The sequence below is a fragment of the Vibrio sp. 03_296 genome, assembly GCF_002265885.1.
The window spans coordinates 19,490-31,939 of sequence record NZ_NPKW01000086.1 but is presented as its reverse complement, the minus strand read 5'-3'; the positions used below and the strand labels follow the sequence as shown (position 1 = coordinate 31,939).

Sequence of the window (12,450 nt, the reverse complement as noted above, 5' to 3'; positions counted from 1 at the left end):
GCATACGAAGCGTGGCGAAAAACGATCAAACTGGCGCTATGCTTAATTCGGCAGTGTTTTGCAATACTCTCTCGGAGAGAGTCCAAAGCGCTGGCGAAAGCGTTGACTGAATTTATCTGGCGATTGGTATCCGCACATCAATGACAACTCTGCGGTTTTACGATGGCCTTGCTGCATTAGGCTTAGCGCATGGCTAAGCCGTACTTTTGACAACACTTCACGATATTGAGTGCCTTCCTCTTTTAAACGGCGGATCAAGGTCGCTTTGCTGATGGCAAAGTGCTGACAAGCGTCTTCAATTTGATGATCTTTACTCGGCTGTTGGGCGATAAACTCACTCAGCTTTTGCTCAAAGCTTTGGCCTTGTGGTGCAAACATCAAATGCAGCACCCCTCGTTCTGCTAATTGCTGATAGAGTCCATACAGCCAGAACATGAGTGTTTCTGCACTCAAATCGCCAAGCGGCAGTCCGGCCAGCAAATTCAACGTATGGTTGAGGGCTTTATCACAGCGAACCACAGGGTGATGAAGGGTGAGATGTGGTGTGGTCGTGCCATTACGTTCACTCAACGACATCATTTCTGACGTGGGTGATAGAGAAAAGCAAAATTGACGAGATGAAAACTGCCCGGCTTGAGGAAGATTCTCGAAATGGAGCGCATGATTGGCACGGCACAGCAACAGGCTGTGGGCATCAATATCCAAGGTGGTTTCTTGCCAATAAAGGCGTTTACTGCCACTGGTAATTTGGATAATGCTGGGAGTGAGAATCGCCACATTGCGCAATGCTTGCGTGTGAACACCACGATAGTAGGCAAGTTGCATCAATGATTTCATTGTCACTCCCATACGAATTATCGAACGTAAGTTGCGGTTAACGTTGCTTTATCTAACGCCATCGCGTTGAGCATAAAACCCACTAGAGCGGGTGAGCTGTTGCTATCTAAGTCTAACTTGGCTTCTGGCAAAGCCCAAACGGTAAATTGATAGCGGTGCATGCCATCACCCTCTGGCGGACAAACGCCGCCGAATCCTTTTGCGCCATAGTCGTTACGGATCTCCGTTGCGCCTACTTTCTTAAGGTCAACGCCACGCGGTAATTCCGATACATTGGCTGGGATATCAATGGCAGACCAATGCCACCAACCACTGCCTGTTGGGGCATCTGGGTCGTACGCTGTGATGGCAAAACTTTTGGTGCCTTTAGGGGCGTTTTGCCAGCTCAGTTGAGGGGAAAGATTATCGCCGCTACAACCAAATCCTGTAAATTCAAAGGTTTTCGCCATGCGTTGCCCTTCCATAATGTCATGGCTAGTGAGGCTAAAATCGCCAGCATAGCTGGTGGATGCGGCAACAGAGCTAAGCAGTAGTAGTGCGATAGATGAGTATTTCATGCTGATGTTCTCCTAATGGTGTATGAGAACCATTGTAAGAACCTCAGGATTGTTTTCTCGCTTGAAAGTGTCACTGTTTTTAATATTTACTTGTAAATGATTCTTTTGGTCTGTTTTTCTGGGTTTTATGTAACGGTGTGATGCTGCGTCGTTTGATGCTCACACGGTGCGCGGAGCACCAATGCGAGCTAGAACAACCCCTCTGCTTGTAAGCGAAGCAGCTCTTTAAGTGCGATCTTATCCACCTCGGTCGCTGGGGCGAAGTCAGTCACTTTGCTCCAAAAGACAGTGTCCGCTTCGTGGCTTTGGATCTCGCCTTGCCATTGGGTCACCACATAATAGTGCAGCAACTGCAGCTCAGAGGTCGGATGGTAGAGCGAACAGAGATAGTGATACGCCAACGCATCGACGCCAAGCTCTTCGCTGATCTCTCTTAATAGCGTTTGTGTTTGGCTTTCCCCGGTTTCCATATGCCCACCGGGAATGGCTACCATATCAGGGTCACAGCGCTTTTCCTTGCTGCGCTGTTCAAGCAATACCTTGTCTTCATCAATCAATAAAAAGGAGACGCATGGATGTACAGGGGGCATGTTTTTACTCACTGCTTCGGTTGTTACAAGCTCTGTATGACAGAGAGTCGAAGGCTTATAAAAACAGAGAAATGGCGAAACGACGAAAAGTTTGTTGTTAAACTGTGCGGCTTTTCACTGTGTTTGTGAGGCAATGTGTTTCGATCAAGCTCTCTAATGCGTCAACATTAAAGGGTTTTGCGAGAATATCGTCAAAACCCGCCTGTCGGTACTTTTTCTCATCTTCTTCAAACACGTTGGCCGTTACCGCAATGATCATCGCCCCTTTGGCGAGTTGCTCTGCTTGAATTACTGTCATTGCTTGCAAGCCATCCATCACTGGCATTTGAATGTCCATCAACACCAAGTCGTAGGCTTGTTTTCTCATCCGTGCTAAGGCTTCTTCACCGTTATTGGCCATATCGGGAACAATGCCTAAGCGAGCCAGAAAGTGCGTCGCGACCAACTGATTAATATGAACATCTTCTACCAACAAGACCTGCAAATCCAAGTAGGTTTTGTGAGGCATGGTGATGGTGGCTAACGATGGGGTCGGTTTGCCAAGGAGCAGTTCATACATTCGATAAGAAACATACGGCTTGCTCAGGTACTCCACTTTTGCACTGCTTTCGAGATTCTGCTGTTGTTCGATATCGGTGATCACCAGCAGTTTTCGCCCCCCAGCTTCCTCGTATAAGATAGGAAGAATGTTCGCGATAAGGCGTTGATTGTGATGGTAATACACAAAATAAGGCTGGGTATGCTCCGCCAATAAAGCCAATCGGTTCACATCGTGTTGGATAGTGCTGTAATACTCACTGCCATCATTATGGACCAAAATATCACTCGGACATGGTGGTTTAGGCTCAAAGTGCGATGCATGCAAAAGGGGCAGTGTTAATGATAAGGTCACCTGGGTGCCCCGATTAAGTTCGCTTTCTATGCGTAACGTGCCTTGCATGAGATTGGTCAGTTTTTGGCAAATCGCCAACCCGAGTCCTGTGCCGCCGTATTTTCGTGTGGTTGAATCGTCGGCTTGAACAAACTCGTCAAACACCTTTTGCAACTGCGCTTCTGAAATGCCAATACCAGTGTCAGATACGCAGATTTGCAGCACCGAGTTAGGGCCACGATTTTGCACGGTGAACGCCACTTTGATCTGTCCTTCATGAGTGAACTTGATCGCGTTTGAACAGAGATTGCTGATGATTTGGAACAGGCGCAGTGGATCGCCGTAGAAAATCATGTCGCAATCTTGAGGTGTGATGATAAAACTCTCTACCCCCGGGGGCTGGGTTCGCTCGTGAAACAATACGCGAGTGTCATCAACAATGTCTTTCAGTGAGAATTCCACTTGTTCCAATGTCAGCTTGCCAGAGTCGATTTTGCTGATGTCCAAAATGTCGTTCATCAAAGCAAGCAGATGTTTACCGGAGCGATGGATCAGATCGATGTACTCGCGAATTTGTTCGCTGGCATTGAGATAATGGTCGGTGTCGCTTAAGCCGATGATGGCATTCAGTGGCGTGCGTACTTCGTGAGAAATGTTGGCGAGAAATTTGGACTTGGTTTCGGCACTCGCTTCGGCGGCGCGCTTCGCTTCTTGCATATCGAGGGATTGCTGTTGCGTAAAACGGGTGAGTCGCACTTGATCGATATAGAGTTTGAAGACGAGCGCGATGATCAAAATAGAGACAAAGAGGATAGCCAAATAGTACCAATGTTGTTGACGATAAAACTGCTCTCGGCTCAGTAGGAAGTCACTCTGATTGTGTTCAACCCGCAAAATGACTTCTGCGGTGTAGGTATTCCAGCGGTTATAGAGCGTATCGGTTTCGCTAATTAAACTCGGCATCACGGCTTCAGCTGAAGTCACCTCTTTTAACGCGGCGACTCGGGAGGTCAATTGATGCAGTCCTTGGGTCATGGCATCCAGTTGCGCAAAATCACCGTAATCAGAATGAAGCTCAATGGTGGCGTGGCTTTTCAGATCATTTTCAATGCTCGCACGCATGATGCGTGTACGGATTTGAGTTTTCTGCAAGTTGGCAGCAGACGGTTCGACTAAGAAATCTTGCAGCGAACTTTTGATGTGCAGCAGCTTGGTTTTTGCGCCTAAATTGTTGTTTACGATCGACACATACGGCGCCATTGCTTGGCTGGTCATGTTTTGATAAGAAAAAAAGGCGGCGGCGATAAGGAAAAATAGTGTGCTACCTAGCGTCACTAGGAGAATAGCAAGGATGGGTAACTTACTGCTCTGCTTCATCAATTTCCTCATTCCACTTTGATTTCACGGACTTGCCAAACGGAGCGATTGTAGTAAAGGTCAAAGCGTAACTCAGGGTTGTCACTAAAGGGATACACCACAAATAGCGGGCCTTTATCGTCAATCGTCATGATTTTGCCATTTTCGTGCGTGGCGAGGATCACGGGGTAATTGGTCACATCCTCGATTGGAATCGTGGCGACGTAATCATCCCACGCTATCACAATCAACTCGCTGCCCTTTGCTCCTACATAACTCAGTAGATCTGACAGCCGTGGGCCTTGGTATTGATAAACGGAAGCGACAACATGATTGTCAGTTTGAATGGTCACTTGCTCAAAAGAAGCGAGCGTTTCTCTATCAAGTACAAAGCCATCCGGAGAGTTTCGGTTGTCAATGTTGCCACTGATGGTCAGTAAAATGTCACCCTGAGGGGGAGGGTAAATTTGTGCCAAACACAATGTTGGGAGCAACGCGAGTATCCCTATTTGCCAAGCAAATTTCATTGTCATCTCCAGCGATGCATAAACCATTCATACCTTTGAAAATAGGTTATAAAAAGCCGCCTTTCAAACCGACTCTGGCGCTTATTGAACGAGAAATGTCCAAAGCCATGGCGGCATCAGCGTCAAGATGTGTTTGGTCAATATCACCAAAAGTGAGCGATATTCGCGCATGTTATTTTTATCTTGAATGCTTTATTTTGTAAGTGATTGAAAAGTGTGGAAATAACATTTGGCACAAAAATTGTTACAAAAAAGGAATTTCATGGTATTTACGCTGTCTATCTTTTGAGTTTTTGATATGAATCTTGCCTATTGGAGTGTGTTCGGCAAGTGGATTTGAGATCGAATCAAAGAAAGAAACGTAAAACATAACAATTAACAATACCTCGCTGGCGTGACTTTTTCGCGAGGTCAATAAAACACAGAATAAGGATGCTCATGTTACACAATGTCGCTCGTTGGATTTTACCTGTCGCTCTGTTGGGGGTCGGATACGTTGCTTATCAAGCCATCGCTGCATCGGGGCCGGAAACAGACGATAAAAAAGAGGCTGTGGTCGAAACCATTGTCGAAACGGCCCCACTGCTCCCGACGGAACACAAAGTGATGATCACCAGCCATGGCGAGTTGGTGCCTTTTGAAACGACCCGCTTGTCTGCACAAGTCTCTGGTGAGGTCGTGTCTTGGCACCCAAACTTTGTCACGGGGGGAATTGTAAAGCGTGGAGAGGTGCTGTTTTCCATTGAATCGGACAACTACCAAGCGGCTGTGTTACAAGCCGAAGCGGAGTTAGCGTCGGCAAAAGCGGTGTTGATCGAGGAAAAAGCGAAAGCGAAAGTTGCTGAGCGCCAAGCCAAAAACCTTAGCGACAAACAAGTGTCTGATCTCTATTTGCGTAAGCCACAATTGCTCAGTGCGGAAGCGCAGGTGAAATCAGCACTGGCGTCGCTCAAACGAGCAGAGCGCGATCTGGACAACTGTAAGGTGGTCGCCCCGTACGATGCTTTAGTCGTCTCACGACAAATAGGGGTTGGCCAATTTATTTCCGCGGGCAGTGAAGTTGCGTTACTCAACAATATTGAAGCAGCTGAAATTCACATTCCTATTGCTGGCTTTGACAGTGCTTTCTTGCCTGAAAAACTGTCGAATATTCGTGCCACCATCCGTTTGCAAGGGCTTCGCCAAGTCGAAAGAGAGGGCAACATTGACCGTGACTTGGCGATGATTGATTCCGCCACACGTATGATCAACGTTGTGGTTCGTATTGATGACCCGTATGGCATTAATTCGCAAAAGCCTGCGATCAAGTTCGGCTCCTACGTGGAGGTGCAATTTGCAGGCAAAGAGCTCAAACACATCTATCGCTTGCCGCAAGAATTGGTTAGCAACCGCACGGTTTGGGTCGTGAACGAAGAAAACCAGCTCTATCCAAGAAGCGTCAATGTATTGCGTTCAGAAGGTGAGTTCGTCCTGATTTCAGAGGGTATTGAGCAGAGCGATAAACTGGTCCTCACAGTGCCGGAATATCCACAAAAAGGCATGTCGGTAAAGCTCTCTCAGACAAAAAACGCTGACGCAGAAAATCAAGGCTAAAGGAGCGCAGGATGGAATCTAACCAACAGCGCGGCCTAATCAGCTATTTCGCGCACAATTCAGTGGCGGCCAACTTACTGATGGTGTTCATCATCATCATGGGGATCGTCAGTTTCTTTTTCATTCAACGTCAGATGTTTCCGAACATAGAAGTGAATTACATCAACGTTAGTGCTAGCTATCCGGGTGCTTCTCCTCAAGAGATTGAAGAGAGTATCTTGCTAAAAATGGAAGAGTCACTCAAAGACGTGACGGGTATCAAGCAAGCCGTTTCTACCGCCTCGCGCGGCAACGCGCATATCTCATTGGAGATCAACGTCAAAGCCGACATCAAAGAGGTGTTGGATGATGTGAAGCAGCGAATCAGCACCATTGCGAGCTTTCCGAAAGGCATGGAGCCAGTCAACATCTACCAATATGAGTTTCGCCAAGATGTGATTGAACTGTCTTTAGTCGGAGATCGGCCATTGGAAGAGCTCAAGCCGATCGCGAAGAAGATCGAAGATGAGCTGCTGCAATTGCAAAACGTCATGCTGGTGGAGTTGAGTGCGCCAGAAGAGGAAATTGCGATTGAAGTGGATCCGCTCGTGCTGCGCAAATATGACCTGACCTTAAACGACGTGACCAATGCGATTCGCCGCTATTCCGCAAACTACTCCGCGGGTGAAGTGAGCACAAGCGCCGGCATGATTGCCGTCAGGATTGAAAACCAGTACTACAAAGGGGAAGAGTTCCGCAATATTCCCGTCAAGTTAGGGGCCAATGGCGCGAAAGTCCTACTGCAAGACATTGCGACGATAAAAGATGGCTTTACCGAAGCTGAGCGTTACTTCCAGTTTTCGGGGCAAAATGCGATTTATCTGTCGGTGAAGGCGACCAAAGATCAGGACATGATCCCAGTCGCTGAATCGGTCAAAGCTTACATTGCGCATAAAAATGAGCAGCTACCCGATGATTTGCAAATCAAAACTCTGGTTGACATGACTTACTACTTGCAAGGGCGTTTGGACATGATGCTGAAAAACCTCCTGCAAGGGGCTGTTTTAGTTGCCATCATGTTGAGTATTTTCTTGCGTGTGCGTTTAGCGCTGTGGGTAATGATTGGCTTGCCCGTTTGTTTCCTTGGCGCGGTGATGGTGATGCCTTTTATTGGCGTGACGATCAACATCGTTTCACTGTTTGCCTTCATCATGGTGTTGGGTATTGTGGTGGATGATGCGATTGTGATAGGCGAAAGTGCCTACAGTGAAATCGAGAAAAAGGGCGGTGGCGTTGACAATGTCATCACTGGGGTGAAAAAGGTGGCAACCCCCGCGACTTTTGGCGTACTCACCACCATTGCGGTGTTCGCCCCATTTTTGATGTCATCAGGCCCTGAGCGTGCGTTTTTTGTCGGCATCGCGGCGGTTGTGATGCTCTGCCTTATTTTTAGCTTGATTGAGTCTAAATTGATTCTTCCGGCTCACTTAGCGCACACCAAATTTAGCCCCATCAAACCAGATGGCTGGCGTGCTCGCTTCAATACACGTTTCTTTGGTTTCGTGAATGGGCCTTACCAGCGCTTTGTGCGCAAATGCACTCATTGGCGTTGGAGTGTGATGGCGTTCTTTGTGGTTTTATTGGTGATCAGCGTTGGTTTGGTCACTTCCAATCATGTTCGGATCATCATGAACCCGAAAGTGCCGACGGATTTTCCTGCGGTGACGGTGAAAATGAACGACAACGTTTCCAGCGAGCAGACCATTGACGCGTTGAAACAGATTGAGCGAGTGATCAACGAGGTTGAAGAGGAGACCATCGCGCAACATGGACGTGGCATGATACGCGACATGCTTTCATACAACCGAGGACGCACCGAAGGGCGCATTGTCGTGCCCTTGGTGGATGAAGAGCTTCGTCCGTTTAATACCTTTGAACTTTCAAGAATGTGGCGTGAAAAACTGCCTACGCTCGCAGGGGTAAAAAGCCTCACTATTCGTGATGCCACCAACAGTGGCGATGATGGCGATGAGTTTGGCTATCGCCTCTTTGGCACGGATATTGAGCAGCTCAATGCCGCGGGGCGTTACCTGATAACACGTTTGCAAGAGCAAAATGGCCTGTTTGATATCTCCTCAAGCATTGATTCAGGAAGTAAAGAAGTATTGCTCTCTCTGGCTCCAGTGGCTTATGACTTGGGTTTAGATCTCACCATGATTGCTGAACAAGTTGGCGGCAGTTTTTATGGCGGTGAAGCACAACGTTTTATCCGCGATGGAGAAGAGCTGAAGGTGATGGTGCGTTATCCGAAATTGACGCGTGAGGCGTTTGCCTCACTTCGTTACGCGGTGATCACCACGCCCACTGGCAAAAAAGTAATGCTTGGTGATGTCGTGACCATTGATGAGCAGCCGGGCGTGAGCAGCATTCGTCGTGAGCAAGGTTACAAAACAGTTTATGTATACGGCTCCATCGATGAGGAAATCGTTGAACCAAATGAAGTGGTGAAAACCGTACGAGAGTCGTTATTGCCTGAATTGAAAGAGAAGTTCCCTGGCGTCCGAACGGAGCTTGGCGGCAGCATTGAGGAGCAGCAAGCTCAGCGTAATGAACAGATTATTTTCTTTGTCGCGGGGATGATCATTGTTTACATCTTGCTGGCAGTGCCACTGAAGAGTTATACCCAGCCGTTGATTGTGATGTCGGTTATTCCGTTTAGTCTCACTGGTGCTATTTGGGGTCATTACTGGTTAGGTCTTGATATCAGTATGATGTCCACCTTCGGCCTTATTGCGGCTGCGGGGGTCGTGATCAATGACTCTTTGGTCATGACGGATTACGTTAACCAAGTGCGCCGTGAAGGAATGTCGATCAAAGATGCGGTGGTGCAGGCGGGGTGCGCACGTTTTCGCGCGATCACACTGACCTCGATCACCACCTTTGTTGGGGTGTTACCAATCATGTTTGAAACCAGCTTGCAGGCGAGATTTGTCATTCCAATGGCCGTCGCTCTGGGGTTTGCTGTGCTCTTTGCTACCTTGCTGACGCTGGTGTTAGTGCCATGTCTTTACTTGATCTTGGAAGACATTAAACATCTGCTTGGAAAAGTGTGGCGTGGTATCTGCTACCCATGGCGACGCTTCTCCTCACTGCGTAAAGCGAACGCTTAAGGCTGATTTATCGTTATCCCATGCCGCTTACGAGCGGCATTTTTTATGCCTTGCGTTTTACGTGAGCGCAAAGTGAGAATTGCCTCTACGCTTTAAATAAACATAAAAAAAGATCATCAAGCATGTGAATCAGCCGGTTGAGCTCGTTGTGAGAATCACCGATGCAAAAGTGATTTGGAAACAATTGGTAAAATTTGCACACAGTTTGTAAATTTCGCCAACACCCCGATCGATATGGATTTTGCATGGATGTAAGTGATTGATATTTAATATTTATAAAATTGGCACGCATAGTGCAATCTAGAATGCAGTTGGTAATAAAAATCCAAAGCGTGAGGAAATAAATATGAAACCTTCAATTCTCTTCGTTCCTAGTCTGATTGCAATCCTTGCAGCATCGTCCGTAGTACAGGCTAATTCCCTTGAAACAACTCAATGGAGTGAAGAACTGAAATACGATATGAGTGCCATGAAAAAAGAAGCGATCGTCAGCATTAACCAAGAGAATGCAAAAGCGATTGAAGAGCGTGACGCTAAACTCGTGAAGCACATTAAAGAAGAGCAAGAGCAGTTAGTGCACATTAAGTGTCAGAAAGTGGATCAAACTAAGTCGTAATGGATTTGGTTGCTCTTCGCCTCTAATGTAAGGCGTTTTTGTAAGACGTGAATATTGAGGTACAAACAAAAAGAAAGCCCACGTATAGGCTGTTACGTGGGCAAAAAGGGCACCATATTTGGTGTGTCTATTCATTTTGGAGATGGTCGCCAAAAAATCCATTTTGTTCCTGTCAAGAAGCTTTCAAGGGATTGGACGCTTCGAATCAGTCTGACCAGCGCTGTGTAAAGTAACACCTTTGTTACCTTTGTTAAAATGTAAATTCAGTAATCATAGATTCCAGAATTGTTGAAATTATGCTTACTTTATATGTGGATTTTACGTTTAATCATACGAATGTTGCGTTCATATTTTTCAATTTATTTTCATTTTTAATGAAAAGTGCACATTAACTTGCGCGCATTTTGTCTCTTGCGATGCGTGAAGATGGCAATTCATTAACATTGTTAACTATTTCTGGTCAGTGCGAGATTGCAACTATAAAATTCGCCTGTGAATGCTAACCCAAATGGATGTGACATGGTTTTAAACGCGCTTAGAGTGCTACTCCTCGTTATTGGCTTTTTTTCTCCTATTGTTCAAGCGATCCCGAGCAGTTTATTGCTCAATATGACGGAGGAGGCGAGCAGCGCTCCGGCCGCAACAGACGCAAATCTGACGTTGCCTTATCAGTATAAAGATCCTTTACAGCGTGATACGCCCCGTGGTGCTCTAAATGGTTTTTTGGTGGCCGCTTATGCGCAAGATTACGCGAAAGCCGCAAAATACCTTGATATGCGTTACTTACCTTCTCATCTAAATCCTCAGCAAGGGGCGGAGTATGCTCGGCAGTTGCATGCGATAATTGAGCGCAATGTCTGGATCAACTTACAAGACATCAGCGATTCTCCTGCGGGTGCCGATGATGATTTTTTGCCTGAGTATCGTGACTCTTTTGGCGTGATCACCATTAAAGAAGCCGAAATCACCTTGTTGTTGCAGCAAGTACCGAGCAAAAGCCTAGGGAAAATTTGGAAAGTGTCGAACGCGACCGTCACCATGGTCCCCAAGTTATATGAAGAGTTGGGTTATGGGCCACTGAGTGAATGGTTCATCGACAACGTGCCACGTGGGTACCTTTTCAAACTGAATCTGTGGGAGATTGCGCTGCTTTCGGCTTATCTTGGTGCCTCCTTTTTAGTCATCACGCCATTTGCTCTGCTCGCGAGCTGGCTTGTTCGTCGCAGCAAAATGAAGATGAAAGATGATCTGGCTAATTTGTTGTCCGGGCCTTTGCTGTTTTTCCTTGCGCTAGGGTTGGATCACTCTCTGCTCTCAAACACCACCTTAACCGTGACAGCGCGGGAGTTAATCGATAATGGTTATCTCTTTTTCCTCGCCAGTTTGTGGCTAGGGTGGGCATTGATTGGTCTGCTGCAATACGCGATGCGTGAGCGGCTAATCGGCAAAGGTAACAAGCAAAGCGCAGCGATGGTCAGGCCATTTCTCACTTTCTTCCGCATTATCTTGTTGGTGTTTGCGGTACTGTCCTGGATGGAATACCACGGCTTCAATGCAACGGCTCTGTTGGCTGGTATGGGGGTTGGTGGCGTAGCACTGGCGCTGGCATCGAAGCAGTCGTTAGAGAACTTCATTGGCACTATGACGCTTTACTCTGCGGCGCCAGTGAAAGTGGGGAACCTGTGCAGCTTTGGCGGTATCCGAGGCACGGTTGAAGAGATTGGTTTGCGCTGTACCCGAGTGCGTACTATTGACCGCACGGTGATTCATGTACCCAACGCGAAATTAGTGGAAATGGAGATCGAAAACATCTCCGAGCGAGAGAAAATTCGCTTTAAAACCGATATTCGTTTGGATTACTGCACCACCACTGCACAGTTGAAAACCATCATCGAAGAGATCAAAGTGCTGCTGGAAAATCACGAAAAAGTGGATAAGAAACCGTTGCGTGTCACCTTTAGAGGCTTTGGTGCGCACGGGTTGGAAATTAACGTGTTTGCCTACATTGGCAGCAAAAGTTTGCCCGTCTACCAAGTGGCGGCGCAGGAGCTTCATTTAGGCATCATGGAAATTGTTGAAAATAACGGCTCTCGCATCGTGCCTGCCACGTTTGAGGCACAAGCGCTGCCTTAGTTTTTGTTCGCAATAGGGCTTATTGAGGGGGCTCAGTAAGCTCGTTGGAGAGGGCATCGGTGTCGATTCACTATCAACTTCATCCCAATTCTGCTCAGTTGCTTGAGGCACAAGCTCATCTGAACATTTTGGGCGCTTCTCTAATCTGCGCAATCGCGGGTTTTGCATTGATTGGTATTATTTAGCGCTCAGGCATGAGCTTGACACGCTTGCCGTCATGT

General features: G+C 47.1%; 9 protein-coding genes. 4 read left to right on the top strand and 5 right to left on the bottom strand.

The window, feature by feature from the left end; genetic code table 11:
- Nucleotides 1-42: 42 nt before the first annotated feature.
- The 5 genes from CIK04_RS11255 to CIK04_RS11235 all read right to left on the bottom strand — a co-directional run bounded on the left by CIK04_RS11255 (nt 43) and on the right by CIK04_RS11235 (nt 4,765).
- Complete coding sequence (locus CIK04_RS11255; protein WP_097353176.1) at nt 43-849, bottom strand: helix-turn-helix transcriptional regulator; 807 nt, start codon at nt 847-849, stop codon at nt 43-45.
- A gap of 5 nt (nt 850-854) precedes the next feature.
- Complete coding sequence (locus CIK04_RS11250) at nt 855-1,394, bottom strand: YbhB/YbcL family Raf kinase inhibitor-like protein (protein ID WP_017791228.1); 540 nt, start codon at nt 1,392-1,394, stop codon at nt 855-857.
- Between the two features lie 188 nt (nt 1,395-1,582).
- On the bottom strand, nt 1,583-1,984 hold the full coding sequence (locus tag CIK04_RS11245) for an NUDIX hydrolase (protein ID WP_017421490.1): 402 nt from the start codon (nt 1,982-1,984) through the stop codon (nt 1,583-1,585).
- A 97-nt stretch (nt 1,985-2,081) separates the two neighbouring features.
- Complete coding sequence (locus CIK04_RS11240; protein ID WP_097353175.1) at nt 2,082-4,232, bottom strand: ATP-binding protein; 2,151 nt, start codon at nt 4,230-4,232, stop codon at nt 2,082-2,084.
- 8 nt (nt 4,233-4,240) lie between these two features.
- Nucleotides 4,241-4,765, bottom strand: a complete 525-nt coding sequence (locus CIK04_RS11235) for a molybdopterin-dependent oxidoreductase (RefSeq protein WP_039451611.1) — start codon at nt 4,763-4,765, stop codon at nt 4,241-4,243.
- Between the two features lie 405 nt (nt 4,766-5,170).
- Between CIK04_RS11235 and CIK04_RS11220 the strand changes: the two genes are divergently transcribed.
- The 4 genes from CIK04_RS11220 (at nt 5,171) to CIK04_RS11205 (ending at nt 12,229) form a co-directional block, all read left to right on the top strand.
- The gene (locus tag CIK04_RS11220; RefSeq protein ID WP_097353174.1) at nt 5,171-6,331 is read left to right on the top strand and encodes an efflux RND transporter periplasmic adaptor subunit; all 1,161 of its coding nucleotides are present in this window, start codon (nt 5,171-5,173) and stop codon (nt 6,329-6,331) included.
- Nucleotides 6,332-6,342: 11 nt separating this feature from the next.
- Entirely contained in the window at nt 6,343-9,480 is a 3,138-nt protein-coding gene (locus CIK04_RS11215; protein ID WP_039537000.1) for an efflux RND transporter permease subunit, read from the top strand.
- 346 nt (nt 9,481-9,826) lie between these two features.
- Complete coding sequence (locus CIK04_RS11210) at nt 9,827-10,096, top strand: hypothetical protein (protein ID WP_017421496.1); 270 nt, start codon at nt 9,827-9,829, stop codon at nt 10,094-10,096.
- 519 nt (nt 10,097-10,615) lie between these two features.
- The gene (locus tag CIK04_RS11205) at nt 10,616-12,229 is read left to right on the top strand and encodes a mechanosensitive ion channel family protein (protein WP_097353173.1); all 1,614 of its coding nucleotides are present in this window, start codon (nt 10,616-10,618) and stop codon (nt 12,227-12,229) included.
- The last annotated feature ends 221 nt before the right edge of the window (nt 12,230-12,450 follow it).